This window comes from Pseudomonas sp. 5.2, assembly GCF_059025405.1.
Genome location: NZ_JBYBHH010000002.1, coordinates 254,733 through 280,476, shown reverse-complemented (window position 1 = coordinate 280,476; position 25,744 = coordinate 254,733). Strand labels below are relative to the sequence as shown.

18 protein-coding genes and 2 pseudogenes are annotated in these 25,744 nt (G+C 62.7%); 10 read left to right on the top strand and 10 right to left on the bottom strand.

The features are described 5' to 3' along the window. Nucleotides 1-293 precede the first annotated feature (293 nt). Nucleotides 294-1,745: an MDR family MFS transporter gene (locus AC5PZ0_RS04960; protein ID WP_493854462.1), complete on the top strand. Its 1,452-nt coding sequence runs from the start codon at nucleotides 294-296 to the stop codon at nucleotides 1,743-1,745. Nucleotides 1,746-2,010: 265 nt separating this feature from the next. Here the strand turns inward: AC5PZ0_RS04960 and ttgR are convergent, their stop codons facing one another. Beyond that, nucleotides 2,011-2,643, bottom strand: a complete 633-nt coding sequence (ttgR, locus tag AC5PZ0_RS04955; RefSeq protein WP_027594099.1) for an efflux transport transcriptional regulator TtgR — start codon at nucleotides 2,641-2,643, stop codon at nucleotides 2,011-2,013. A gap of 254 nt (nucleotides 2,644-2,897) precedes the next feature. On the opposite strand from ttgR, the gene ttgA reads away from it, so the two are divergent. The 6 genes from ttgA (at nucleotide 2,898) to AC5PZ0_RS04925 (ending at nucleotide 12,068) form a co-directional block, all read left to right on the top strand. Then, nucleotides 2,898-4,052 (top strand): toluene efflux RND transporter periplasmic adaptor subunit TtgA, encoded by a 1,155-nt coding sequence (ttgA, locus tag AC5PZ0_RS04950; protein WP_027594098.1) that lies wholly within the window; start codon nucleotides 2,898-2,900, stop codon nucleotides 4,050-4,052. Between the two features lie 3 nt (nucleotides 4,053-4,055). Continuing rightward, the gene (gene ttgB / locus AC5PZ0_RS04945) at nucleotides 4,056-7,208 is read left to right on the top strand and encodes a multidrug efflux RND transporter permease subunit TtgB (protein WP_265968430.1); all 3,153 of its coding nucleotides are present in this window, start codon (nucleotides 4,056-4,058) and stop codon (nucleotides 7,206-7,208) included. Then, nucleotides 7,205-8,659 carry an AdeC/AdeK/OprM family multidrug efflux complex outer membrane factor gene (locus AC5PZ0_RS04940; RefSeq protein WP_454242998.1) on the top strand — a complete coding sequence of 485 codons (1,455 nt, stop codon included), beginning with the start codon at nucleotides 7,205-7,207 and terminating at the stop codon, nucleotides 8,657-8,659. Before ttgB ends, AC5PZ0_RS04940 begins: the two co-directional genes overlap by 4 nt. Before the next feature lie 352 nt (nucleotides 8,660-9,011). Continuing rightward, complete coding sequence (locus tag AC5PZ0_RS04935; protein ID WP_027594095.1) at nucleotides 9,012-10,265, top strand: OprD family porin; 1,254 nt, start codon at nucleotides 9,012-9,014, stop codon at nucleotides 10,263-10,265. Between the two features lie 182 nt (nucleotides 10,266-10,447). Next, entirely contained in the window at nucleotides 10,448-11,371 is a 924-nt protein-coding gene (locus AC5PZ0_RS04930; protein WP_099430326.1) for a LysR family transcriptional regulator, read from the top strand. A 172-nt stretch (nucleotides 11,372-11,543) separates the two neighbouring features. Continuing rightward, nucleotides 11,544-12,068: an Mpo1 family 2-hydroxy fatty acid dioxygenase gene (locus AC5PZ0_RS04925; protein ID WP_493854461.1), complete on the top strand. Its 525-nt coding sequence runs from the start codon at nucleotides 11,544-11,546 to the stop codon at nucleotides 12,066-12,068. 66 nt (nucleotides 12,069-12,134) lie between these two features. On the opposite strand, the gene pcaC is transcribed toward AC5PZ0_RS04925, so the two are convergent. The 8 genes and pseudogenes from pcaC to pcaR all read right to left on the bottom strand — a co-directional run bounded on the left by pcaC (nucleotide 12,135) and on the right by pcaR (nucleotide 20,327). Beyond that, on the bottom strand, nucleotides 12,135-12,530 hold the full coding sequence (gene pcaC / locus AC5PZ0_RS04920) for a 4-carboxymuconolactone decarboxylase (protein WP_008097270.1): 396 nt from the start codon (nucleotides 12,528-12,530) through the stop codon (nucleotides 12,135-12,137). Nucleotides 12,531-12,540: 10 nt separating this feature from the next. Beyond that, nucleotides 12,541-13,332 carry a 3-oxoadipate enol-lactonase gene (gene pcaD, locus AC5PZ0_RS04915; protein WP_085273603.1) on the bottom strand — a complete coding sequence of 264 codons (792 nt, stop codon included), beginning with the start codon at nucleotides 13,330-13,332 and terminating at the stop codon, nucleotides 12,541-12,543. Nucleotides 13,333-13,343: 11 nt separating this feature from the next. After that, entirely contained in the window at nucleotides 13,344-14,708 is a 1,365-nt protein-coding gene (locus AC5PZ0_RS04910; RefSeq protein WP_027594090.1) for a 3-carboxy-cis,cis-muconate cycloisomerase, read from the bottom strand. 9 nt (nucleotides 14,709-14,717) lie between these two features. Next, nucleotides 14,718-16,007 (bottom strand): MFS family transporter, encoded by a 1,290-nt coding sequence (locus AC5PZ0_RS04905; protein ID WP_027594089.1) that lies wholly within the window; start codon nucleotides 16,005-16,007, stop codon nucleotides 14,718-14,720. 186 nt (nucleotides 16,008-16,193) lie between these two features. Continuing rightward, complete coding sequence (gene pcaF, locus AC5PZ0_RS04900) at nucleotides 16,194-17,396, bottom strand: 3-oxoadipyl-CoA thiolase (protein ID WP_099430329.1); 1,203 nt, start codon at nucleotides 17,394-17,396, stop codon at nucleotides 16,194-16,196. Between the two features lie 2 nt (nucleotides 17,397-17,398). Beyond that, nucleotides 17,399-17,594: pseudogene (locus AC5PZ0_RS04895) on the bottom strand (CoA-transferase subunit beta); the annotation flags it as partial. Nucleotides 17,595-17,771: 177 nt separating this feature from the next. After that, complete coding sequence (gene pcaK / locus AC5PZ0_RS04890; RefSeq protein WP_099430330.1) at nucleotides 17,772-19,118, bottom strand: 4-hydroxybenzoate transporter PcaK; 1,347 nt, start codon at nucleotides 19,116-19,118, stop codon at nucleotides 17,772-17,774. A gap of 333 nt (nucleotides 19,119-19,451) precedes the next feature. Continuing rightward, entirely contained in the window at nucleotides 19,452-20,327 is an 876-nt protein-coding gene (gene pcaR / locus AC5PZ0_RS04885) for a pca regulon transcriptional regulator PcaR (RefSeq protein WP_050580745.1), read from the bottom strand. A 533-nt stretch (nucleotides 20,328-20,860) separates the two neighbouring features. Between pcaR and AC5PZ0_RS04880 the strand changes: the two genes are divergently transcribed. Both AC5PZ0_RS04880 and AC5PZ0_RS04875 read left to right on the top strand, forming a co-directional pair. Further along, entirely contained in the window at nucleotides 20,861-21,061 is a 201-nt protein-coding gene (locus AC5PZ0_RS04880) for a hypothetical protein (RefSeq protein WP_027594085.1), read from the top strand. A 313-nt stretch (nucleotides 21,062-21,374) separates the two neighbouring features. Continuing rightward, nucleotides 21,375-22,847, top strand: coding sequence for an inorganic phosphate transporter (locus AC5PZ0_RS04875; protein ID WP_027594084.1), 1,473 nt, complete (start codon nucleotides 21,375-21,377; stop codon nucleotides 22,845-22,847). A 164-nt stretch (nucleotides 22,848-23,011) separates the two neighbouring features. Here AC5PZ0_RS04875 and AC5PZ0_RS04870 read toward each other — a convergent pair whose 3' ends face one another. Next, nucleotides 23,012-24,487: a helicase HerA-like domain-containing protein gene (locus tag AC5PZ0_RS04870; RefSeq protein ID WP_027594083.1), complete on the bottom strand. Its 1,476-nt coding sequence runs from the start codon at nucleotides 24,485-24,487 to the stop codon at nucleotides 23,012-23,014. A gap of 167 nt (nucleotides 24,488-24,654) precedes the next feature. Between AC5PZ0_RS04870 and AC5PZ0_RS04865 the strand changes: the two are divergent. After that, nucleotides 24,655-25,671 (top strand): annotated as a pseudogene (locus AC5PZ0_RS04865) (HAMP domain-containing protein); the annotation flags it as partial. Nucleotides 25,672-25,744 lie beyond the last annotated feature (73 nt).

Sequence of the window (25,744 nt, the reverse complement as noted above, 5' to 3'; positions counted from 1 at the left end):
TCTACCTGACCTGTTCCAACCGTCGCCATCTGGGCGGTCATGCTCGACATGCAGGCAGAGGAATAAAAGGTGTGGGATACAGCGGCACGAAAACCCTGCGGCAAATAGCTGCACCAAGCTGGTGCAGGCCACGGATTACAGCCCCTGCGGTCTAGCCACGATATCACGCAGCCATGCCTCACTGGATGAATGCGCCAATGCCGATCTTGCATAGGGGATGCAGATAGTACATAGGAAGCTACCTAAGTCAGGTTACAATTCATCGGCCTCAAGCCCATTGCCAAGGTAACCCCGTGACTGCCGCCCTGCCCCCGACCGTGCTGCGCAACGTGCTCACCGCCCTGATGCTGGCCATCTTCCTCGGTGCGCTGGACCAAACCATCGTCGCCGTCTCGTTGCCGGCCATCTCGGCCCAGTTCAACGATGTCGGCCTGCTCGCCTGGGTGATCTCTGGCTACATGGTGGCGATGACCGTGGCAGTGCCGATCTACGGCAAGCTGGGCGACCTGTACGGCCGGCGGCGGATGATCCTGACCGGCATCTCGCTGTTCACCCTGGCGTCGATTGCCTGCGCCCTGGCCCAGGACATGCAGCAACTGGTGCTGGCGCGCGTGCTGCAAGGGGTTGGCGCGGGCGGCATGGTGTCGGTCAGCCAGGCGATCATCGGGGACTTCGTGCCGCCCCGCGAACGCGGGCGTTACCAGGGCTACTTCAGCAGTATGTACGCCGTGGCCAGCGTCGCCGGGCCGGTGCTCGGTGGCTGGCTGACCGAGTACCTGTCGTGGCGCTGGGTGTTCTGGATCAACCTGCCGTTGGGGCTGGTCGCGTTGTGGGCGATCCACCGGGCGCTCGGCGACATGCCGGTGAAGCGTCGCGAGGCCCAGGTGGACTACCTGGGCGCGGTGCTAATGATTCTTGGCCTGGGCAGCCTACTGCTGGGCATTACCCTGGTCGGCCAAGGGCACGCCTGGACAGCGCCGCCGGTGCTGGCGCTGTTCGCCTGCGCGGTGCTTGGCCTGATGCTGTTCATTGCCCACGAGCGGCGCTGCCAGGAGCCCCTGCTGCCCCTCGGCCTGTTCGGCAACCGCGTCGCGGTGCTGTGCTGGGGCGTGATCTTTTTCGCCAGTTTCCAGTCGATTTCCCTGACCATGCTGATGCCCTTGCGCTACCAAGGCATCACCGGGGCGGGCGCCGACAGCGCGGCATTGCACCTGCTGCCACTGGCGATGGGCCTACCGATGGGCGCCTTTACCGGGGGCCGCATGACCAGCCTCACCGGGCGCTACAAGCCGCAAATTCTCGCCGGTGCACTGTTGATGCCGGTGGCCATCTTCGCCATGGCGATCACACCGCCGCAGTCGGCCCTGCTCAGTGCCGTGTTCATGCTGCTGACCGGCATAGCCTGCGGGCTGCAGTTTCCGACTTCGCTGGTGGGCACGCAGAGCGCCGTGGACATCAAGGACATCGGCGTGGCTACCAGTACCACCAACCTGTTCCGCTCACTCGGGGGAGCCATGGGCGTGGCGTGCATGTCCAGCCTGCTGCTGGCGTTGCTGCACCAAGGTGGGTTCGAGTTGCTGGGCAATCCATTGCTGGGGAGCCTGAAGGCTGGCGAGGCAGACCCGCAGACCCAAGCGCGGTTGCTGGAGACGTTCAGCCATTTGCTGATGGGCAGTGGCGTGATCGCCCTGCTGGGGCTGGTGGTGGCGTTGGCGTTGCCGGACCGGCAATTGCGTGGGCGTTGAGCCTGCTGGGGCCGCGTTGCGGCCCTTTCGCGACACAAGGCCGCTCCTGCAAGTACAGCGCCACGCGTGTGGGAGCAACTGTCTTGTGGTGCTTGTTCCGGCCTCTTCGCGGGCAAGCCCGCTCCCACAGGTGTGGCGCTAGACTTGGAGGCTACACAATTCGGGTGGGAGCTGGCTTGCCTGCGATGGGCCGCAGCGCGGCCCCCGCTTTTAATGCCCCGTTAATACAATGAGGAAACACTCCCTCACAATCCTTAACAAAGAGTCATTTGCGCAGAGCAGGGCTCAAGCGCAGCATATCCAGCCCAGTGTCGACCCATTTTTCGACGTCACGTAGCAGATCGAAACTGTCTGGCAGCAATAACCAGCGCCCGATCAGGCCATCGACATAGGCAAACATGGCCACCGCCGCGCGCTCGGCATCCAGCTCGGCAGGCAACTGGCCCCGGCGCACTGCATTGGCAAGCGCCAGGGTAATGCCCTTATGGCAATCCAGCACCGTGCTCTGGCGCTGCTGGCGAATTTCACACATGTCATCGGTGAACTCGCACTTGTGATGCAGAATCTCATTGATACGCCGGGTTCGGGCATCGAGCACCAGCTCGTTGAACACCTGCAACAGCAGCTTGCGCATGCAACCAAGCGGGTCCAGCTCATCCTCGCTTTCGCTCGCACGCGCAAGGTGGTCATGGGTTTCGTGCAGGCTGTCGAGCAACGCCTGTACCAGTTCAGCTTTGTTATTGAAGTGCCAGTAGATCGCACCTCGGGTCACGCCCGCCAATTCGGCGATGTCAGCCAAGGTGGTTCGCGCAACCCCGCGCTTGTAGAAGGCCTTTTCCGCCGCCTCGATAATCTGGGCGCGGGTTTCCTGGGCTTCTTCTTTGGTTCTACGGACCATGGCAGTACAACCTCATCTGGGCCCGAGCGCGCGGCGCACACGGGGAAACCGCCGGGGTCGCCTCTGCAGGGCGTCTCCCGGATGGGCTAATCAAGGGCTGCGGCAGTAGCCAAGTACTACCCAGCGGTATTTACAAACAACCATGAATGTAAGTATATTCCTTAGCAAGCTATTTATCCACCCGATAGCATTTTTCTGACCAGACTCTTCCATTACTCTTGAGCGTCTCCTGCTCCAGCGCCCCGAGGATCCTCATGCAATTCAAGCCAGCCGTTACCGCTCTGGTTTCCGCCGTCGCCCTGGCAACACTGCTCAGTGGCTGCAAGAAAGAAGAAGCAGCGCCTGCCGCGCAGGCTCCTCAGGTCGGCGTCGTGACCCTCCAACCACAAGCCTTCACCCTGACCTCGGAATTGCCGGGGCGTACCACGTCCTACCGCGTCGCCGAAGTGCGCCCACAGGTCAATGGCATCATCCTCAAGCGCCTCTTCAAAGAAGGCAGCGACGTCAAGGAAGGCCAGCAGCTCTACCAGATCGACCCTGCCGTCTATGAAGCCAACCTGGCCAATGCCCAGGCCAACCTGCAGGCGACCCGCTCGCTGGCCGAGCGGTACAAGCAGCTGATCGATGAGCAAGCCGTCTCCAAACAGGAATACGACGACGCCAATGCCAAACGATTGCAGGCCGAGGCAGCACTGAAGAGCGCCCAGATCGACCTGCGCTACACCAAGGTCCTGGCACCGATCAGCGGCCGCATCGGCCGTTCCACGTTCACCGAAGGTGCACTGGTGAGCAATGGCCAGACCAACGCCATGGCGACCATCCAGCAACTCGACCCGGTCTACGTCGACGTCACCCAGTCCACCGCCGAGCTGCTCAAGCTGCGCCGTGACCTGGAAAGCGGCCAGCTGCAAAAGGCCGGCGACAACGCCGCCTCGGTGCAACTGGTGCTCGAAGACGGCAGCCTGTTCAAGCAGCAGGGTCGCCTGGAGTTCTCCGAAGTCGCGGTCGACGAGACCACCGGCTCGGTGACCCTGCGCGCGATCTTCCCGAACCCCGACCACACCCTGCTGCCTGGCATGTTCGTGCATGCCCGCCTGCGCGCCGGGGTCAACGCCAACGCCATCCTGGCCCCACAGCAGGGCGTGACCCGCGACCTCAAAGGCGCGCCGACCGCACTGGTGGTCAACCAGGAAAACAAGGTCGAACTGCGCCAGCTCAAGGCCAGCCGCACCCTGGGCAGCGACTGGCTGATCGAGGAAGGCTTGAACCCAGGCGACCGCCTGATCACCGAAGGCCTGCAATACGTGCGCCCAGGCGTCGAGGTCAAGGTCAGCGAAGCCACCAACGTCAACAAGCCGGCCAGCCCTGATCAGGCCAACGCGGCGAAAGCAGACGCCAAAGCGGAGTAAACCATGTCGAAGTTCTTTATCGATCGCCCGATCTTCGCCTGGGTGATCGCCTTGGTGATCATGCTGGTCGGGGCACTGTCGATCCTGAAGTTGCCGATCAACCAGTACCCGAGCATCGCGCCACCGGCCATCGCCATCGCCGTGACCTACCCGGGCGCCTCGGCGCAGACGGTGCAGGACACCGTGGTGCAGGTCATCGAGCAGCAGCTCAACGGTATCGACAACCTGCGTTATGTGTCTTCGGAAAGTAACTCCGACGGCAGCATGACCATCACCGCCACCTTCGAGCAAGGCACCAACGCCGACACCGCGCAGGTTCAGGTTCAGAACAAGCTGAACCTGGCCACGCCGCTGTTGCCGCAAGAAGTGCAGCAACAAGGTATCCGCGTCACCAAGGCAGTTAAAAACTTCCTGCTGGTGATCGGCCTGGTGTCCGAAGATGGCAGCATGACCAAGGACGACTTGGCCAACTACATCGTCTCGAACATGCAGGACCCGGTCTCGCGGACGGCCGGTGTGGGTGACTTCCAGGTGTTCGGTGCGCAGTACGCCATGCGTATCTGGCTCGATCCGGCCAAGCTGAACAAGTTCCAGCTGACCCCAGTCGACGTCAAGACCGCAGTTGCCGCGCAGAACGTGCAGGTGTCCTCCGGCCAACTCGGCGGCCTGCCGGCCTTGCCGGGTACCCAGCTTAACGCCACCATCATCGGCAAGACCCGCCTGCAAACCGCCGAGCAGTTCGAGAAGATTCTGCTCAAGGTCAACAGCGACGGTTCCCAAGTACGCCTGGGCGATGTCGCCGAAGTAGGCCTGGGTGGCGAGAACTACGCCGTCAGCGCCCAGTTCAACGGCAAGCCGGCGTCGGGCCTGGCGGTCAAACTGGCCACCGGTGCCAACGCCCTGGACACCGCCAAGGCCCTGCGCCAGACCATCAGCGACCTCGAGCCGTTCTTCCCGCCTGGCGTGAAGGCCGTGTTCCCGTATGACACCACACCGGTGGTCACCGAATCGATCAGCGGGGTAATCCACACCCTGATCGAAGCCGTGGTCCTGGTGTTCCTGGTGATGTACCTGTTCCTGCAGAACTTCCGCGCCACCATCATCACCACCATGACCGTACCGGTGGTGTTGCTGGGTACCTTCGGCATCCTTGCCGCCGCGGGCTTCAGCATCAACACCCTGACCATGTTCGCCATGGTCCTGGCCATCGGCTTGCTGGTGGACGACGCCATCGTCGTGGTGGAAAACGTCGAGCGGGTGATGTCCGAAGAGGGGTTGCCACCCAAGGAGGCGACCAAGCGCTCCATGGAGCAGATCCAGGGTGCCCTGGTGGGTATCGCCCTGGTGCTGTCGGCGGTACTGCTGCCAATGGCCTTCTTCGGTGGTTCCACCGGTGTGATCTATCGGCAGTTCTCCATCACCATCGTCTCGGCCATGGGCCTTTCGGTGCTGGTGGCGCTGATCTTCACCCCGGCACTGTGCGCCACCATGCTCAAGCCGCTGAAAAAGGGCGAGCACCATGTGGCCAAAGGTGGGTTCTTCGGCTGGTTCAACCGTAACTTCGACCGCAGCGTAAACGGCTACGAGCGCAGCGTCGGTACCATCCTGCGCAACAAGGTGCCGTTCCTGCTGGCCTACGCGCTGATCGTGGTTGGCATGATCTGGCTGTTCGCACGCATCCCGACGGCGTTCCTGCCTGAAGAAGACCAAGGCGTACTGTTTGCCCAGGTGCAGACCCCGGCAGGCTCCAGTGCCGAGCGCACCCAGGCGGTGGTCGACCAGATGCGTGAGTACCTGCTCAAGGACGAAGCCGATACCGTGTCGTCGGTGTTCACCGTCAACGGCTTCAACTTCGCCGGTCGCGGTCAGAGCTCCGGTATGGCATTCATCATGCTCAAACCATGGGGCGAGCGCTCAGCGGAGAACAGCGTGTTCGCCCTGGCCCAGCGTGCCCAGCAGCACTTCTTCACCTTCCGCGATGCGATGGTATTCGCCTTCGCCCCGCCTGCCGTACTCGAGCTGGGTAACGCCACCGGCTTCGACGTGTTCCTCCAGGACCGCGGCGGTGTCGGCCATGCCAAACTCATGGAAGCACGCAACCAGTTCCTGGCAAAAGCCGCGCAGAGCAAGGTGCTCAGCGCCGTGCGCCCGAACGGCCTGAACGATGAGCCGCAGTACCAGCTGACCATCGATGACGAACGTGCCAGCGCCTTGGGCGTGACCATTGCCGACATCAACAACACCCTGTCGATTGCCCTGGGTGCCAGCTACGTCAACGACTTCATCGACCGTGGCCGGGTCAAGAAGGTGTACATCCAAGGCGAACCGAACGCCCGGATGAGCCCGGAAGACCTGCAGAAGTGGTACGTGCGCAACGGCAAGGGCGAGATGGTGCCGTTCTCCTCCTTCGCCAAAGGTGAATGGACCTACGGTTCGCCGAAGCTGTCCCGCTACAACGGCGTCGAGGCGATGGAAATTCTCGGTGCGCCAGCGCCTGGCTACAGTACCGGTGAGGCCATGGCCGAAGTCGAGCGTATCGCCGGCGAACTGCCAAGCGGTATCGGCTTCTCCTGGACCGGCATGTCCTACGAGGAAAAACTCTCCGGCTCGCAGATGCCGGCACTGTTCGCCCTCTCGGTCCTGTTCGTGTTCCTGTGCCTGGCAGCGCTGTACGAAAGCTGGTCGATCCCGATCGCCGTCGTGCTGGTCGTACCGCTGGGGATCATCGGTGCACTGATCGCCACTAGCCTGCGCGGGTTGTCCAACGACGTGTACTTCCTGGTCGGCCTGTTGACCACCATCGGCCTGGCGGCGAAGAACGCGATCCTGATCGTCGAGTTCGCCAAAGAACTGCACGAGCAGGGCCGCAGCCTGTACGACGCCGCGATCGAGGCGTGCCGTATGCGTCTGCGCCCGATCATCATGACCTCGCTGGCGTTCATCCTTGGCGTGGTACCGTTGACCATCGCCAGCGGCGCGGGCGCCGGCAGCCAGCACGCCATCGGCACCGGCGTGATCGGCGGCATGATCAGCGCCACCGTGTTGGCAATCTTCTGGGTACCGCTATTCTTCGTCGCAGTGTCGTCGCTGTTCGGCAGCAAACAGCCGGAAAAAGACGTCACCCCTGAAACTCCACGTTATGAGGCTGGGCAATGACCAAGTCTTTGTTGTCCCTGGCGGTAACCGCTTTGATTCTTGGCGGCTGCTCGCTGATCCCTGACTACCAGACCCCGGAAGCGCCGGTGGCAGCGCAGTGGCCGCAAGGCCCTGCGTACTCGCCGACCGAAGCGGCAGACGTTGCCGCCGCCGAACAGGGCTGGCGCCAGTTCTTCCACGACCCGGCCCTGCAGCAGCTGATCCAGACCTCGCTGGTCAACAACCGCGACCTGCGTGTCGCGGCGTTGAACATCGACGCCTACCGTGCGCAGTACCGCATCCAGCGGGCCGACCTGTTCCCGGCGGTTTCGGCCACCGGCAGCGGCAGCCGCCAGCGGGTACCGGCAGACATGTCGCAAACTGGCCAAGCTGATATCACCAGCCAGTACTCGGCCACCCTTGGCGTCAGCGCCTATGAGCTGGACCTGTTCGGCCGGGTGCGCAGCCTGAGCGAGCAGGCCCTGGAAACCTACCTGTCCAGCGAGCAGGCGCGGCGCTCCACGCAGATCGCCCTGGTGGCCAGCGTGGCCAACGCCTACTACACCTGGCAGGCGGATCAGGCGCTGTTCAAGCTGACCGAAGAAACGCTGAAGACCTACCAGGAAAGCTACAACCTGACCCGTCGCAGCAATGAAGTCGGGGTGGCCTCTGCCCTCGACCTCAGCCAGGCACGCACCGCCGTGGAAGGCGCGCGGGTCAAGTACTCGCAGTACCAGCGCCTGGTTGCACAGGACCTCAACAGCCTGACCGTGCTGCTGGGTACCGGCGTACCGGCCGACCTGCCTGCGCCACTGGAGCTCAATGCCGACCAGTTGGCCGAAGTACCGGCCGGCCTGCCGTCGGACATCCTCCAGCGTCGCCCGGACATCCAGGAAGCCGAGCACCTGCTCAAGGCCGCCAACGCCAACATCGGCGCGGCCCGCGCAGCGTTCTTCCCCAGCATCAGCCTGACCGCCAATGCCGGTACCCTGAGCCCGGACATGGGCGGCCTGTTCAAGGGGGGGTCGGGCACCTGGCTGTTCCAGCCGCAGATCAACCTGCCGATCTTCAACGCCGGCAGCCTGAAGGCGAGCCTGGACTACTCGAAGATCCAGAAGGACATCAACGTCGCCAAGTACGAAAAGACCATCCAGACCGCCTTCCAGGAAGTCTCCGATGGCCTGGCGGCGCGCAAGACCTTCGAAGAGCAGTTGCAGGCACAACGTGACCTGGTGCAAGCCAACCAGGATTACTACCGCCTGGCGGAGCGTCGCTACCGTATCGGTATCGACAGCAACCTGACCTTCCTCGACGCCCAACGCAACCTGTTCAGCGCCCAGCAGGCACTGATCGGTGATCGCCTGTCGCAGCTGACCAGCGAGGTCAACCTGTACAAGGCGCTCGGCGGTGGCTGGTACGAGAAAACCGGTCAGGCCAATCAGCAAGCTTCGGTGGAAACACCGAAAGGCTGAATGATCCGCTAGCAGCATCAAGCCCACCTTCGCGGTGGGCTTTTTGTTTTCGGTTGTCGGCGCCGGCCTCTTCGCGGGCAAGCCCGCTCCTACAGGTACTTAACTGCCCTCAGGCTCGACACAGTCCTGTGCGGGCTTGCCCGCGAAGAGGCCGGTGCATAAAAACAATTAACCAACTGGAACATTCCGTTCGATAATCGCCCCATACCGTCTGCGACGAATTGCCTCGCCCCTTCCCTACCCCGCACCATCCGCTCACGCAACGTTGCCCACGTTCATCAAAAGACCCGTGCTTGCAGGCCGCATCCTGCAATGCAACGGTTCGCCAATAAAAACAAGAGATCCACGACAGATGAGCATTTCGTACCCCGCACGCCAGCTGCTGCCAGGCCTGTTGGCCATGTCCTGCACCCTCCCCGTGTTCGCCGCCGACGGTGGTTTCATCGAGGACGGCAAGGCCACCCTCAACCTGCGCAACTTCTACATCAACCGCAATTTCGTCGACCCGGCTCACCCGCAGGCCAAGGCCGAAGAGTGGACCCAAAGCTTCATCCTCGACGCCCGCTCCGGTTTTACCCAAGGCACCGTCGGTTTCGGCATGGACGTACTGGGCCTGTACTCGGTCAAGCTCGATGGCGGTAAAGGCACCACCAACACGCACCTGCTGCCGGTGCACGACGATGGCCGCCCCGCCGATGATTTCGGCCGCCTGGGCGTGGCCTTGAAAGCCAAGCTCTCGCAGACCGAATTGAAGGTCGGCGAATGGATGCCGGTGCTGCCGATCCTGCGCTCCGACGATGGTCGCTCGCTGCCACAAACCTTCCGCGGCGGCCAGCTGACCTCCAAGGAGATCGACGGCCTGACCCTGTACGCCGGCCAGTTCCGCGCCAACAGCCCGCGCAACGACGCCAGCATGGAAGACATGTCGCTCAATGGCCGCGGTGCTTTCACGTCCGACCGCTTCAATTTCGGCGGCGGTGAATACACTTTCAACGACAAGCGCACGACGATTGCCCTGTGGGATGCCCAGCTCAAGGACATCTACCGCCAGCAGTACCTCAACCTGGTCCACAGCCAGCCACTGGGCGACTGGACCCTGGGCGCCAACCTCGGTTACTTCACCGGCAAGGAAGACGGTGCCGAGCGCGCCGGCGACCTGGACAACCGCACCGCCTCGGCGCTGCTCTCGGCTCGCTACCAGGGCCATACCTTCTACGTCGGCCTGCAGAAGGTCAGCGGCGATGACGCCTGGATGCGCGTCAACGGTACCAGCGGCGGCACCTTGGCCAACGACAGCTACAACTCAAGCTTCGACAACGCCAAGGAACGCTCCTGGCAGGTGCGCCATGACTTCAACTTCGCGACTGTCGGGGTACCGGGGCTGACCCTGATGAACCGCTATATCAAGGGTGACAACGTGACTGCAGGTGGCGTTGACGACGGCAAGGAATGGGCGCGGGAAACGGAACTGGCTTATGTGGTGCAGTCGGGCAGCTTCAAGGACCTTTCGTTGAAGTGGCGCAACTCGACCATGCGCCGGGACTTCAGCACCAACGCGTTCGATGAGAACCGCTTGATCGTGAGCTACCCGTTGAACCTGCTGTAATTTCACAGGCCTCTTCGCGGGTAAACCCGCTCCCACAGGGTGGGAGCGGGTTTACCCGCGAAGAGGCCGGATGAGTTGACGCACAAATAACTTTATCGCATAACAACCTAAACAAACCTTCGTTGACGACATAAGCTGTAACAGCTTAAATCGAGCCCTGATCCCCGCCCCAGAGCCGCGACATGGACCTCCGTCAACTGCGCTACTTCATCGCCCTCAACGAATACCGCAGTTTTGTCCGCGCCGCTGAAGCCATGGGCATCACCCAGCCTGCATTCAGCCGTGCCATCCAAGGCCTGGAGCAGACATTCGGCTGCGCCCTGGTAGACCGCGCCAGCAAGGCCCTGCCACCCACCCCCGAAGGCTTGGTGGTGCTGCAGCACGCACGCCGCCTCGTGCAAGGTGCCGCGCAGTTGAGCAACGAAGTGCTGCAGATGACCAAGCTCGACGCTGGCGAGTTGCACTTCGGCAGCGGCCCAGCCCTGGCTGTTCGCCTGGTCCCCGATGCCCTGCGCCACTTCATCGACAGCCACCCGGGTATTCGTACCTCGCTGCTGGTGGACAATGCCGAGCGCCTCGGCCAGGCACTGCGCCGTGAGCAGATCGAATTCTTCGTCGACGACATCCGCCCGTTCGAGGCCGACCCCAACTTCCATACCGAGCCGCTTTCGCCACGCCCCGGCCTGTTCTTCTGCCGCCCCGGCCACCCGTTGCTGGCCAAGGACAGCTTGTCGACCAACGACCTGTTCACCTACCCGCTGGCCAGCGCCCTGCTCGCGCCCGGTGTGCGCAAGCGGCTGGCCAACCTGAGCGGGCGCAACGACTTCACCCCGCACCTGCAGACCGAGCACCTGGCGGTGCTGCGCAGTGTCGTGCAGGCCAGTAATGCAATCGGTACCGCCAGCGAAGAAGCCGTTGCCGAAGACCTGGCGGCCGGCAGCCTGGTGCGCCTGCACTGGCGCAACCTGCCGCCCGCACTGGAGGTGCTCAGCGTGCGCTGCGGCGTGGTCAGCCGCAGCGGCTACCGGTTGTCGCCGGCGGCGCGGGCGATGATCGAGACGCTGGTAGGGCTGGATGCGCCCCTGCGGAGTGCTGCCATTCGCTGAAGTGATGATGCTGGTGGGCTGCAGGCTATCCTGAGCAATATAGGTTGCCTGTGCCTCCCACAGATGTGTCGCCGAGCCTGAGGGCAGCGAGATACCTGTGGGAGCGGGCTTGCCCGCGAAGAGGCCGGCACAGGCAGTAAAACCCGATCAGGCAAACCAGGGAGGCACAACAATGAAAAACCTCGAAGAGCACCTGAGCCAGTACGCCAATTACCACCGCGACCCGCGCAACATCGCCACCCATTTCGTCGGCATTCCACTGATCGTGCTGGCCGTGACCATCCTGCTGTCGCGCCCAGGCTGGGACATTGCAGGCATCTGGCTCTCACCTGCCCTGCTGGCGGCCGCCGCCTCGGTGTGGTTCTACCTGCGCCTGGACCTGCGCTTCGGGCTGGTCATGGGCCTGCTGCTGGGGCTGTGCCTGTGGCTTGGCCAGGTACTGGCGGTGCAAAGCACCGGGCTGTGGCTGGGGGCTGGGCTGGGGGCATTTGTGCTGGGCTGGATCATCCAGTTCGTCGGCCACTACTACGAGGGCCGCAAGCCGGCGTTCGTCGACGACATCAGCGGGCTGATCATCGGGCCGCTGTTCGTGGTGGCCGAAGCTGCATTCATGCTGGGGTTGTGCCCGGCGCTGAAGCGGGCCGTGGAAGCCAACGCCGGGCCGGTCGCCATCAGGCAGAAAAACGCGGCGGTGTGACAACAGTTGCCGCCACTGGCCCCATCGACGGCAAGCCGGCGATAGGGCCAGTGAAAACAGCGAAGGTCACGGCTGGCGCGACTCAACCCCCAGCTCATCCCACACCGACTCCGCCAGGTGGAAGGTGGCATTGGCTGCCGGAATACCGCAATAGATCGCGCTCTGCATCAGCACTTCCTTGATCTCGTCACGGGTCACGCCATTGTTGGCAGCGGCGCGCAGGTGCAGCTTGAGCTCGTCGTTGCGGTTCATGCCAATCAGCATGGCGATAGTGATCAGGCTGCGGGTATGGCGCGGCAGGCCGGGGCGGGTCCAGATATCACCCCAGGCATGGCGAGTGATCATTTCCTGGAACTCGCCATTGAAGTCGTTGAGCTTCTCCAGGCTGCGGTCCACGTGGGCATCGCCCAGCACCGCGCGGCGCACTTGCATGCCCGCGTCGTAGCGTTGTTTCTCATCCATGGCGTTGTCCTCAGTGGGCCAGCAGGAAGTCGAGTACACGGCGGCTGAAGCGCTCGCCAATCTCGACGTTGGACAGGTGCGCCGCCGGGAAATCGACATACTCGGCACCCTTGATAGCCGCCTGCATGAAGCGGCCATGTTCCGGCGTGGTCACCACGTCTTCAGTACCGGCAACGATCAGCGTCGGCACTTGGATACGCTGCACCTGCTCGCGGTAGTCGGCGTCGCGTACCGCAGCGCAGTTGGCCGCATAGCCCTCAGGCTGGGTCTGCGCGAGCATCTGGCAGATACGCTGGGCCTGCTCGGGCTGCGCCTGGGCGAAGGCCGGGGTGAACCAGCGGGCGATGGACGCGTCGCGCAGCGCGACCATGGCCTGTTGGCCGCCTTTGAGCACGGTGTCGATACGCGGGTTCCAGACCTCATCGCTGCCAATTTTGGCGGCGGTGTTGCACAGGGTCAGGCTGGCCAGGCGCTCGCCGGCGTTGATGCCCAGCCATTGGCCGATCAGGCCGCCCATCGACAGGCCGACGAAGTGCGCCTTGTTGATGTCCAGGGCGTCGAGCAAGGCCACGACGTCGCGGCCCAGTTGCTCGATGCTGTACGGGCCGGCGGTCACCAGCGAATCGCCGTGGCCGCGGGTGTCATAGCGCAGCACACGGAAGTGCTCGCTCCACACGGGGATCTGCGTGTCCCACATGCCCAGGTCGGTGCCGAGGGAGTTGGACAAGACCAGCACCGGAGCATCCGCCGGGCCATCGATTTGATAGTTCAGTACGCCATCGGCCAGTTGCAAATGCGCCACAGCAGTCTCCTTCAGGCAGTGAAACGTTGATGTTCAGCCACGGCGCGCGCCACCCAGACGCGGGCCTGGCCAAGGTAATGGGCAGGGTCGAGCAAGCGATCGAGTTCTTCTGCCGACAATTCGGCACTGACCTGCGGCTCGTCACCCAGCACGGCACGCAGGTGGCGCTGTTCGGCGACGGCGCGCTGGCAGCACTGTTCGAGCAAATGGTGGGCGCGATCACGGCCCAGGCGCTGGGCCAGGACGATGCTGACCGCCTCGGCCAGCACCAGCCCCTGGGTCAGGTCGAGGTTGCGGCGCATACGTTCGGCATCGACCTGCATGCCTTCGGCAATCACCTGGGCCTGGCGCAGGGCGCCGGAAACCAGGCAGCAGATATCCGGCAGGGTTTCCCACTCGGCATGCCACAGGCCAAGGCTGCGTTCATGTTCTTGAGGCATGGCGGCGAACAAGGTCGACAACAGGCCCGGCACGCGGGTAGCGGCACCGATCAGCACGGCGGCACCCACCGGGTTGCGTTTGTGCGGCATGGTCGACGAACCACCCTTGCCTGGCGCGGAAGGCTCGAACACCTCCCCCGCCTCGGTCTGCATCAGCAGGCTGACATCGCGGCCAAACTTGCCGAGGCTACCGGCGATCAGGCCCAGCACCGAGGCAAACTCCACCAGCCGGTCGCGCTGGGTGTGCCAGGGTTGCTCGGGCAAGTGCAGCTTGAGCTGCTCGGCCAGGCCCTCGGCCACCGGCATGGCTTTGCTGCCCAACGCAGCCAGGCTGCCGGACGCACCACCGAACTGCAGGCACAGCAGGCGCGGGCGCAGCTCCTGAAGCCGCTGGCGATGACGGGTCAGCGCGCCCAGCACACCGGCCAGCTTCATGCCCAAGGTGACCGGCGTGGCGTGTTGCAGCCAGGTACGCCCCACCATCGGGGTGTCGGCATGGTGCAAGGCCTGGCGCGCCAGGGTATCGGCCAGTTGAGCAAGGTCTGCCTCGATCAGGTCGAGGGCATCGCGCAGTTGCAGCACCAGCCCGGTGTCCATGGCGTCCTGGCTGGTGGCGCCCAGGTGCACGTAGCGCTCGGCCTCGGGCACGCCGCTGGCGATCACTTTGCCCAGCGCCTTCACCAACGGGATCGCCGAGTTGCCGGCACTGGCAATGGCATCGGCCAGGGCGCCAGCGTCGTAACGCTCAGCCTTGCAGGCCGCCTCGATGGCCGCCACCGCACTGTGCGGCACCAGCCCGGCGGCCGCTTCGGCGCGGGCCAGGGCGGCTTCGAAATCGAGCATGCCCTGCAGGCGGCCACGGTCGGAGAAAATCTCGCGCATGGCCGGCGCGGTGAAGTAGGCATCGAACAGCTGGTTGTCCGCACGGTACGTCATTGCAGGTCCTTAATCGTCATGGTGCAGGTACGCCGCCTGCTTCGGCAGGCGCAGGCTGAACAAGAAGGCCACCGCCATCATGGCCGTCACGTACCAGTAGAAGGTGTTTTCCATGCCCAGGGTCTTCAGGCCCAAGGCCACGTATTCAGCCGACCCGCCGAACATGGCGTTGGCCACCGCATACGCAAGGCCCACACCCAGTGCGCGCACCTGCGGCGGGAACATCTCCGCTTTTACCAGGCCGCTGATCGAGGTGTAGAAACTGACGATACACAAGGCCAGGCTGATCAGCACGAACGCCAGGAACGGGCTGGTCACGGTCTTCAGCGCCATCAACAGGGGCACGGTGAACAGCGTGCCCAAGGCGCCGAACAGCAGCATCGAGTTACGCCGGCCGATACGGTCGGACAGCATGCCGAAGAACGGCTGCAGGATCATGAACAGGAACAGCGCCCCCGTCATCACATAGCTGGCGCTCTTGGCGTTCATCCCGGCCGTGTTGACCAGGTACTTCTGCATGTAGGTGGTGAAGGTGTAGAAAATCAGCGAACCGCCGGCGGTGTACCCCAGCACGGTGATGAACGCCGCGGCGTGATTGCGGAACAAGCCGCTGATCGAGCCGGCGTCTTTGTCATTGCGGGTTTCGGCGTTGCTGGTTTCGTGCAGCGAGCGACGCAGCATCAGCGAGATCAGCGCGGCCACGGCACCGACCACGAACGGAATACGCCAGCCCCAGGCACGCAGTTCGTCCTCGGTCAGCAACTGCTGCAGGATGACCACCACCAGCACCGCCAGTAACTGGCCGCCGATCAGGGTCACGTATTGGAACGAGGCGAAGAAACCGCGCTGGCCGCGCAGAGCCACTTCACTCATGTAGGTCGCCGTGGTGCCGTACTCGCCACCTACCGACAGGCCTTGGATCAAGCGGGCGAGCAATAGCAGCGCCGGCGCCCAGGTACCAATGCTGCCGTAGGTCGGCAGGCAGGCAATCATCAAGGACCCGGCGCACATCATCAGCACCGAGATCATCAGGGAATTCTTGCGGCCATGGCGGTCGGCCAGGCGGCCAAAGATCCAGCCACCAATGGGGCGCATCAGGAAGCCCGCTGCGAACACACCGGCGGTGTTGAGCAACTGCACAGTGGGGTCGTCGGAGGGGAAGAAGGCCGGGGCGAAGTAGATCGCGCAGAAGGCGTAGACGTAGAAGTCGAACCATTCCACCAGGTTGCCTGAAGAGGCACCGACGATCGCGAAGATCCGCTTGCTGCGTTCTTCGCCGGTGTAATAGGTTGAGGTCATGAGGTTTTACTCCTGGAGGGTCCTAGGTAAGTCTAGACATACCTAGTAACACACTCGTTCCGCTGCGCGGCTGGCCATTAGCCTTGTGTCTCATAGATCCGGCCTCTTCGCGGGTAAACCCGCTCCCACAGAGGATTGCGTGGATCCCTGTGGGAGCGGGTTTACCCGCGAAGAGGCCGAGCCTGATCAAACCCGCTCGATGGCCAACGCCAAACCTTGGCCTACCCCCACACACATGGTCGCCAGGCCTTTACGCCCGCCACTCTTCTCCAACTGATGCAACGCCGTCAGCACCAGGCGCGCGCCACTCATGCCCAGCGGGTGGCCCAGGGCAATCGCGCCACCATTGGGGTTCACCTGCGGCGCATCATCGGCCACACCCAGCTCACGCAGCACGGCCAGGCCTTGGCTGGCGAACGCTTCGTTCAGCTCGATCACGTCGAAGTCGCTCATCGCCACACCCAAGCGCTCGGTCAGCTTGCGCACCGCTGGCACCGGGCCAATGCCCATGACTCGAGGAGCCACGCCGCCGCTGGCCATGCCCAGTACCCGGGCACGTGGGGTCAGGCCGTGTTTCTTCACCGCTTCCGCCGAGGCCAGGATGAGTGCCGCAGCACCGTCGTTGACACCCGACGCGTTGCCTGCGGTGACTGTCTTGTCCGGGCCATTGACCGGCTTGAGCTTGGTCAATGCTTCCAGGGTGGTTTCCGGGCGCAGGTGTTCATCACGCTCGACGATAGTTTCGCCCTTCTTGTGGGCAATGCGCACCGGCACGATCTCTTCGGCGAAGAAGCCGGCTGCCTGGGCCGCGGCGGCCTTTTGCTGGCTGCGCAGGGCGAATGCATCTTGGTCGGCGCGGGACACCTGGTAATCGTCAGCGACGTTATCAGCGGTTTCCGGCATCGAATCGACGCCGTACTGGCTCTTCATCAGCGGGTTGATGAAACGCCAGCCGATGGTGGTGTCTTCAAGCTTCATGTTGCGCGAGTAGCCGCTTTCGGCCTTGCCCATGACGAAGGGGGCACGCGACATCGACTCGACGCCACCGGCGATGGCCAATTCCATTTCGCCACTGGCAATCGCGCGGAACGCCGTGCCGATGGCATCCATGCCCGATGCGCACAGGCGGTTCAGGGTCACGCCAGGAATGCTCTCGGGCAGGCCCGCCAGCAGCAGCGCCATGCGCGCCACGTTGCGGTTGTCTTCACCGGCCTGGTTGGCACAGCCGAAGAACACTTCGTCGACCTGATCCCACTGCACCGAAGGGTTACGCTCGATCAGCGCCTTCAGCGGCACTGCCGCCAGGTCATCGGCGCGCACGCCGGCCAGGGCGCCGCCGAAGCGGCCGATCGGGGTGCGGATGGCGTCACAGATGAATACGTCGCGCATTTGGCTTCTCCTGCCATCTGGCCATGGGCCGCGGCGGTATGGGCTTCGAGGTCGCGTAAGGCGGACATCTCGATTCGGGTGGATTCGGTGGTGGTCTGCACGTCGCCGGCAAAGCGGATCGCCCAGCGGATGGCCGCAACGATCTGCTCGCGGATTGGCCCCCGAATGAACCGCAGCGACAGCGAATTCATGGGGTGCCGGCTCGCTTTGGAGACTCCCGGTCAGGGTTCATCAGTGCGTTCAGATTAAGGAGACTGGTAGGTCCCTTACAATCCGATAATCGACCTTATGTGCGATTATCGAACCATTTATGTATTTCTACTGTAGGAGCAGCCTTGTGCTGCGAATGGGCCGCAAAGCGGCCCCCTTCGTCACTCAGGTCGCGTCCGCGTGGCTGACCAGTCCTTTCACGACCACACCCACCGTCGCCAATGCCGCCGGCACCAGCAGCGCTGTCAGCACCTGTTCGAAATTCCAGCCCAGGCCCAGCAGCGTCGCACCACTCCAGGCGCCGAGAATCGCGCCAAAGCGGCCGATGCCCAGCATCCACGAAACGCCCGTGGCACGCCCTTGGGTTGGGTAGAAGCGGGCAGCCAGCGACGGCATGGCCGACTGCGCCCCGTTGACGCACATACCAGCGACCAGCACCAGGGTGGCGAGCAGGGTGATGTTGCCCAGGCTCTGCCCAACTGCGTAGGCAAACACCCCGGCCAGCAGGTAGAAAATGCCGATGACCTTGTGCGGGTTGAAGCGATCCATGGCCCAGCCCACCCCGACTGCGCTCAGCACGCCGCCAAACTGGAACAGTGCGCCAATGAACGCCGCCTGCTCCATGCTGGCCCCGCTGTCACGCATCAGGGTCGGCAGCCAGCTGGTCAACAGATAGACAATCACCAAGCCCATGAAGTAAGTCAGCCACAGCAACATCGTGCCCAGGCCGTAGGTGCCCGAGAAGATGACCGCGAATACGTTGCGCGCCGCCACCGCCTTTTGCTCCGGCACGCTGAAGCTGGCCGCCTGGGCCACTACCTGCGGCGCAATCGGCGCCAGGGTTTTGCGGACTTTATCCGTACCGCGATTACGCACTACCAGGAAGCGTGCCGACTCCGGCAACCAGACCAGCAGCACCACCGCCAGCAACAGCGGCAGCACGCCACCGATCACCAGCAGGCTATGCCAGCCATACGCCGGGATCATCTTCGCGGAGATAAACCCACCGCCCGCCATGCCCAGGTTGAAGCCGCAGAACATGCTGGTCACCAGCAGCGATTTGAGCCGCTCAGGGGTGTACTCGGACAGCAGCGTCGTCGCATTGGGCATACCTGCACCCAGGCCAAGCCCGGTGAGGAAGCGCAGAACCAGCAACTGGTCGACATTGGTCGCGTAGGCCGAGGCCAGGCTGAAGCCGCCGAACACCAGCACGGCAGCCACCAGCACGCCTTTACGCCCAAAACGGTCGGCCAGCGGGCCTGAGCCCAGTGCGCCGAACACCATGCCGATCAACGCGGCACTCATGACCGGGCCGAGGCTGGCGCGGTCGATGCCCCACTCCTGCGACAAGGCCGGGGCGATGAAGCCCATGGCGGCAGTGTCCAGGCCATCGAGGAAAACGATCAGAAAACACAGCAGCACGACACGCCATTGATAGCGGGACAGCGGCTGGTCGTTGATGAACGACTGGACGTCGAGGCATTTGCCGACGTTGGTTTGCGGTTGGTTCATTGTTGTTATCCAGAATTAGGGCACGGCCATGCCACTGCACTCAGCGCGCAAGTACAGGGTTTGATAATAGGAGGATGGCGGCCTGCGTCAGCCTGGATACAACAGTGCTGCGAGCGGGTGCGGCCGCGGCAGCGATGGGACAGTAGTCATGGTATGTGCCTCACATGTTTTTCTTGTTCGGTCGGCAAAGCCGACCGTTGCGAGAGACATTAATCAGCCTACCGGGACGACGCAATTCACTGAGCACGACATTGTGCGTTTATCGAACAGGAAAGGCTTCCGTGCTCGATAACGGGGCAGGAAGGGCGCTCAGCGGCCCTCCCTTGCGCGGCATCAACCAAACAATTGATGGCAAAGGTCTCGACTGGCTGCCAGCAGGATCGGCAAGAAGCGCTGCTCCAGTTCGCTGCGCGTGACACGCCCGACGTGGGTGCTGACGTTCAATGCAGCCAGCACCTGCCCCGAAGCGTCATATATCGGCACGGCGATGGAACGCAGCCCTTGCTCCAGCTCCTGGTCCACCACGCACCAGCCCTGGGCTCGTACTTGCTGAATGCAGGCAAACAACGATTCGGCATCGTGCAAGGTGCGGCTGGTACGCGGCTTGAGGTCAGCCCGGTCGAGGTACTCGCGCAGGCTGGTGTCGTCCATCGCCGCCAGCAAGATGCGCCCCATCGACGTGCAGTAGGCCGGCAAGCGCCCGCCTACCGACAGGTCGACCGAGATCAACCGCTCCACAGTCGCCGATCGGGCTATATAAAGGATGTCGTCACCTTCGAGGGTGGCCATGTTGGCCGCCTCGTGCAGTTGGTCACTGATGCGGTCCAGGTACGGCTGCGCAGAAATCGCCAATGGCGTCGACGACAGGTAGGCATGGCCCAGGGTCAGCACCTTGGGCAACAGTGAATACGTGCGCCCGTCAGTCGTCGCATAGCCCAGCTTGATCAAGGTATGCAGGCAACGGCGCACGGCTGCGCGAGGGATTTCGGTGCGGTGACTGATCTGGGCGATGGTCAGGTGGCGCTTGCGCTCCTGAAACGCCTGGATAACCGCCAGCCCACGCGCGAGGGAGGTCATGAAATCCGGGTCGCCAGTAAACGCCTGAATACGCTTGGCCGGCGACGCCACGATCGGCGGCGCCAGGGCGGGTGCGGCAGGGCGTGCCGACTCTGGGTTGGCAGATTCGTTGGCCGCTGTTTCGTCGCTCATCGCTCACCTCAAAAAAAACGCTGGTTCGTGCGATTATCGAACGAACGGCCGATAATCGCAATTGACCGCTGACACTTTTGCTTATACCTTTCTCATGCCACTTTGTGGCTTCTTTGGAGAGACTGGTCAGGTACCCACCGTAGAAGTCCCAGGCAACGGCCTCGCCTTGTGCGAGGCCGTTTTACTTTCTGCGCTCGCCATGGCTGGGCGACGAACTTTTGCCGCTCACTCCTTTCAAAGTTATACGCACGGTGTGACGCGTTACCCATTGAGCCCAACTACTTCGACGGGCATGTCAGGCTTTGGTAAATATCCCTGTTCGAAGAATTATCGGTTGCTATAATCGATTGGGTTGTACGCCTTGTTGCTGTGGTAATGGAACACACCGCTGTCTCCAGCACTTACGGGCAACCCACGCATGTGCAGGTTCTGTATGGCACCCCCTCTGCTTTCCCTGTGGCATCCTTTGTATGCGCAGGGGCATGCTGTACAGCTAAAACAACAGTCTTAATTCAACTTACTCAGGTACTACTGTGACGAAAGATGAACTGCGCGCAGAACTCGAGCGCCAGGCTGAACGTTACAAGGATGTTTACGGTGGTGAAGTGACCACTTACGCCGCCCAACCGGACCCCGAACGCAAACCGTGGCGCAAGCGCGCCAGCGTGCGTGACCAGGCGTTCAACCAGGAACTGGAAAAAATGGAAAAGGAACTGCGCAGCGACAAGCCGTAAGCGCAACGTTCCGCCTTCCGCGTCGTCGCCCGGCCTGCCCGGGCGCGGTCGATCTTTACTCAGAGGTCGATGATGAAATGGAATTACACAAATTTCATACGGCCGTTTGAATCAGTCAAGCGTCGATTATTTCCCAGACATTTGCCGATTTTTTGAATATTTCACGCTTTTTTGCGGACGCTACTGTTCATGCAAGCGTTGGCAAGCGCGTGAAGGCTGCGTCACAGTGCGTGCTATTGGTCTGTAGCAGGTGCATCGATTGCCAATATTTTCTGGCATAATCCCGCCCCCCTAAGACCGCCAGACAACCTTCATGATCGATTTATTCAGCGGACTGGATGCCTGGGTGTTGGTGAGCCTCCTGCTCGCCTTGACCTTCGTACTCGCCTTCGAGTTCATCAATGGCTTTCATGACACCGCCAACGCGGTAGCTACCGTCATCTATACCAAAGCCATGCCGCCGCACCTCGCCGTGTTCTTCTCCGGCGTGTTCAACTTCCTCGGCGTTCTGCTCGGTGGTGTCGGGGTGGCCTATGCCATCGTTCACCTGCTGCCGGTAGAGCTGCTGATCAATGTGAACACCGGACACGGCCTGGCCATGGTCTTCTCGCTGTTGGCTGCGGCCATCACCTGGAACCTGGGCACCTGGTACTTCGGTATCCCGGCTTCCAGTTCGCACACGCTGATCGGCTCGATCCTCGGTGTTGGCCTGGCCAACGCCCTGATCAACGACATCCCGCTGGGCGATGGCGTCAACTGGCAGAAGGCGATCGACATCGCCATGTCGCTGGTGGTCTCGCCCATGGCCGGCTTCGCGGTCGCTGCGCTGGTGCTGATCGGCCTTAAATGGTGGCGTCCGCTGTCGAAGATGCACAAGACGCCTGAACAGCGCCGCAAGCTCGACGACAAGAAGCACCCGCCGTTCTGGAACCGCCTGGTACTGGTGATTTCGGCCATGGGCGTGAGCTTCGTGCACGGCTCCAACGATGGCCAGAAAGGCATTGGCCTGATCATGCTGGTGCTGATCGGTATCGTACCGGCCAAGTTCGTGCTCGACCTGAACAGCACCACCTATCAGATCGAACGCACCCGCGACGCCACCTTGCACATGAGCCAGTTCTACGAGCGCAATGCCGCCACCCTGGGTGAGTTCCTGGCATTGGGCAAGGCCAAGGCCAGCGACCTGCCGGAGCAGTTCAGCTGCAACCCGCAGCAGACCGAGCCGACCATCGCCGCTCTGCAGGCCTCGCTCAAGGGCGTGACCGACTACCACACCCTGGATGCCGAGAAGCGCGTGGAAGTTCGCCGCTACCTGCTCTGCCTGGATGACACGGCGAAAAAGGTCGGCAAGCTGCCAGGCCTGGATGCCCGTGAAAAGGCAGACCTGGAGAAGCTGCGCAAAGACCTCACCGCCACCACCGAATACGCACCGTTCTGGGTGATCGTGGCCGTTGCCCTGGCCTTGGGCCTGGGTACCATGGTCGGCTGGAAGCGCGTGGTTCTGACCGTTGGCGAGAAGATCGGCAAGCAGGGCATGACCTACGCCCAGGGCATGTCGGCGCAGATCACCGCGGCCTGTGCCATCGGCATGGCCAACGTGTTCAGCCTGCCGGTATCGACCACCCACGTGTTGTCGTCCGGCGTGGCCGGTACCATGGTCGCCAACAAGAGCGGCCTGCAAGGCGGCACCGTGAAGACCATCCTGCTGGCGTGGATCCTGACCCTGCCTGCCTCGATGGGCTTGGCAGCTGGCCTGTTCTGGCTGGCGTCCAAGGCAATCGGCTGAGCGACACCGCTGTAGAAAAAGGCGCCTTCGGGCGCCTTTTTCATATTAGCGCGCCCCTGTAGGAGCAGCCTTGCGCTGCGAATACATCGGCAAAGGCACTACAGCTTCATGGGCTGTACCGGCCTCTTCGCAGCGCAAGGCTGCTCCTGCAGTGCGTGGCGCTGCTAGCGCTTCTTGCCCCCCAATAACGACCCCATCAGCCCGCGCACCAATTGCCGACCCAACTGATTGGCCGCCTGCCGCACGGCGGACTTGATCGCCTGCCCCGCAGCACTCTGCAAAAAATCGCCAGCCTTGTCGGCAAAGCTCTCTTCATCGGCCTTCGGCACTGGCGCTGGCTCGACAGGCTCACCTTTGCGCTGAGTGAGCATTTCATAAGCCGATTCACGGTCCACCGGCTTGTCATAACGCCCGGCCAGCGGTGACGAGGTAATCAACGCAGTGCGCTCAGCCGCACTCAATGGCCCGATACGCGACTGCGGCGGCGCAATCAGCACCCGCTGCACCATGGCGGGGGTGCCCTTCTCTTCCAGCGTACCGACCAACGCTTCACCAATACCCAGCTCGGTCAGCACCGCCAGGCTGTCGAATGCGGGGTTGGGGCGGAAACCATCGGCCACGGCCCGCAGCGACTTCTGCTCTTTTGCGGTGAACGCACGCAAACCATGCTGGATGCGCAAACCCAATTGGGCCAGCACCGCATCGGGTAGATCACCTGGCGACTGGGTCACGAAGTAGACCCCCACGCCCTTGGAGCGAATCAGCCGAACCACCTGCTCCAGGCGGTCCTGCAACGCCTTGGGCGTGCCATTGAACAGCAAGTGCGCTTCATCGAAGAACAGCGCCAGTACTGGCTTGTCGGCATCGCCGCGCTCAGGCAACTGTTCGAACAACTCCGCCAACAGCCACAGCAGGAAGGTTGCATACACCTTCGGCGCTTCATGCACCAGCCGGCTGGCATCGAGCAGGTGGATGCGCCCACGGCCGTCACTGCCAGGCCGCAGCAAGTCTTCGAGTTGCAACGCGGGCTCACCGAACAGCGCCTCGGCACCTTGCTGCTCGAGGGTCGCCAGGCGACGCAGCAAGGCCTGGGTGGAGGCACTGGTCATCAGCGCGCTGTCTTCACCCAGCATCTGCGGGTTGTCCTTCAGGTGCGCCAGCAGCGCCTTGAGGTCCTTGAGGTCGAGCAACAGCAGGCCTTCACGGTCGGCCACCTTGAATGCCGCATACAAGGCTGCCTGCTGGCTGTCGGTCAGTTCCAGCAGGTTACCCAGCAGCAGCGGCCCCATTTCGCTGAGGGTCGTGCGCAAGGGGTGGCCGGACTGCCCGGCGATATCCCACAGGCTTACCGGATAAGCCTGCGGCGTATGCCCCAACCACGGCATGCCGGCAATGCGTTCGGCCACCTTGCCCTGCGGTGCGCCCGCCGCACCCAGGCCGCACAGGTCGCCTTTTACATCGGCCGCGAACACTGCCACGCCCGCATCACTGAACACCTCGGCCAGGTGCTGCAAGGTGACCGTCTTGCCGGTGCCCGTGGCGCCGGCCACCAGGCCGTGACGGTTGGCGAGGCGCATGGCTTGATTGACAGGCTGACCATCAAGGCCGGCCCCTACAACTATTTGCGAAGAATCCGACATCTTCTTTCATCCTCTTCTCAAGCTTTGCCGCGTATCGGCCGATACCTCGGGGTGATATTCGCCTAGAACACAGTAACAACCCAACTAGGACTTCCCGGGATGTTGCACTGTCTTGCAGATGTATTCGTGCGAACGCCCGATAAAACCTTAGCGGAACCGATTACTCCATGAGCAAAAGCCTTCGTTTCAGCCACAAGATTCTCTTGGCGGCCTCACTGATCGTGATACTCGCCTTCAGCCTGTTCACCCTCTATAACGATTATCTCCAGCGTAATGCCATCAGAGAGGATCTGGAGAATTATCTGACTGAAATGGGCGAGTCGACTTCGACCAATATCCGCAACCTGTTCGAAGGCCGTATAAAGCTGGTGGAGAACCTGGCACAGAACATTGCCCAGGCCCCCAACGACGCTGAAACCCTGATGGGGCAGAATGCGCTGATCACAAGCTTCCTCACCGTGTACCTGGGCAAGGTCGATGGCGGCTTCAGCGTGCGCCCGGACGCCAAGATGCCTGAGGGTTATGACCCGCGTACCCGCCCCTGGTACAAGGACGGCATGAACGCCTCTGGCGCAACGTTGACCGAACCGTACATCGACATGACCACCAACAAGATGGTCATCGGCATCCTCAGCAAGGTCTCCAACAGCGTGGGCGTGGTCGGCGGCGACCTGGCCCTCGACGGCTTGGTGCAGATCATCAACTCGCTGAACTTCGGCGGCATGGGCTACGCCTTCCTGGTCAACGACCAAGGTAAAGTCCTGGTACACCCGGACCAGAGCCTGGTGATGAAATCGCTGTCAGACCTGTTCCCTCAGCACACGCCGAAACTGTCCGGTGAGCTGACGGAAGTCCAGGCCCAGGGCGAGACCCGCCTGCTCACCTTCACCCCGATCAAAGGCCTGCCTTCGGCCAACTGGTACATCGGCTTGTCGGTGGACAAGGACAAAGCCTTCTCCATGCTCAGCACCTTCCGCACCTCGGCGGTGATCGCCACGCTGGTCGCGGTGGTCATCATCATCGGCCTGCTCGGCCTGCTGATTCGCGTGCTGATGCAACCGTTGATGACCATGACCCGCGCCATGGAAGACATCGCCGAAGGCGAAGGCGACCTGACCAAGCGTCTGCGCATCCACAACCACGACGAATTCGGCCTGCTCGGCAGCGCCTTCAACCGCTTCGTCGAGCGTATCCACGGCTCCATCCGCGAAGTGTCCTCGGCCACCGAGCAGGTCAATGAAGTGGCCCTGCGCGTGA

Coding starts and splice junctions, on each gene's coding strand:
- ttgR (WP_027594099.1), bottom strand. CDS start 2,643: ATGGTCCGTAGAACCAAAGAAGAAGCCCAGGAAACCCGCGCCCAGATT.
- ttgA (WP_027594098.1), top strand. CDS start 2,898: ATGCAATTCAAGCCAGCCGTTACCGCTCTGGTTTCCGCCGTCGCCCTG.
- ttgB (WP_265968430.1), top strand. CDS start 4,056: ATGTCGAAGTTCTTTATCGATCGCCCGATCTTCGCCTGGGTGATCGCC.
- AC5PZ0_RS04940 (WP_454242998.1), top strand. CDS start 7,205: ATGACCAAGTCTTTGTTGTCCCTGGCGGTAACCGCTTTGATTCTTGGC.
- AC5PZ0_RS04935 (WP_027594095.1), top strand. CDS start 9,012: ATGAGCATTTCGTACCCCGCACGCCAGCTGCTGCCAGGCCTGTTGGCC.
- AC5PZ0_RS04930 (WP_099430326.1), top strand. CDS start 10,448: ATGGACCTCCGTCAACTGCGCTACTTCATCGCCCTCAACGAATACCGC.
- AC5PZ0_RS04925 (WP_493854461.1), top strand. CDS start 11,544: ATGAAAAACCTCGAAGAGCACCTGAGCCAGTACGCCAATTACCACCGC.
- pcaC (WP_008097270.1), bottom strand. CDS start 12,530: ATGGATGAGAAACAACGCTACGACGCGGGCATGCAAGTGCGCCGCGCG.
- AC5PZ0_RS04910 (WP_027594090.1), bottom strand. CDS start 14,708: ATGACGTACCGTGCGGACAACCAGCTGTTCGATGCCTACTTCACCGCG.
- AC5PZ0_RS04905 (WP_027594089.1), bottom strand. CDS start 16,007: ATGACCTCAACCTATTACACCGGCGAAGAACGCAGCAAGCGGATCTTC.
- pcaF (WP_099430329.1), bottom strand. CDS start 17,396: ATGCGCGACGTATTCATCTGTGACGCCATCCGCACCCCGATCGGCCGC.
- pcaK (WP_099430330.1), bottom strand. CDS start 19,118: ATGAACCAACCGCAAACCAACGTCGGCAAATGCCTCGACGTCCAGTCG.
- pcaR (WP_050580745.1), bottom strand. CDS start 20,327: ATGAGCGACGAAACAGCGGCCAACGAATCTGCCAACCCAGAGTCGGCA.
- AC5PZ0_RS04875 (WP_027594084.1), top strand. CDS start 21,375: ATGATCGATTTATTCAGCGGACTGGATGCCTGGGTGTTGGTGAGCCTC.
- AC5PZ0_RS04870 (WP_027594083.1), bottom strand. CDS start 24,487: ATGTCGGATTCTTCGCAAATAGTTGTAGGGGCCGGCCTTGATGGTCAG.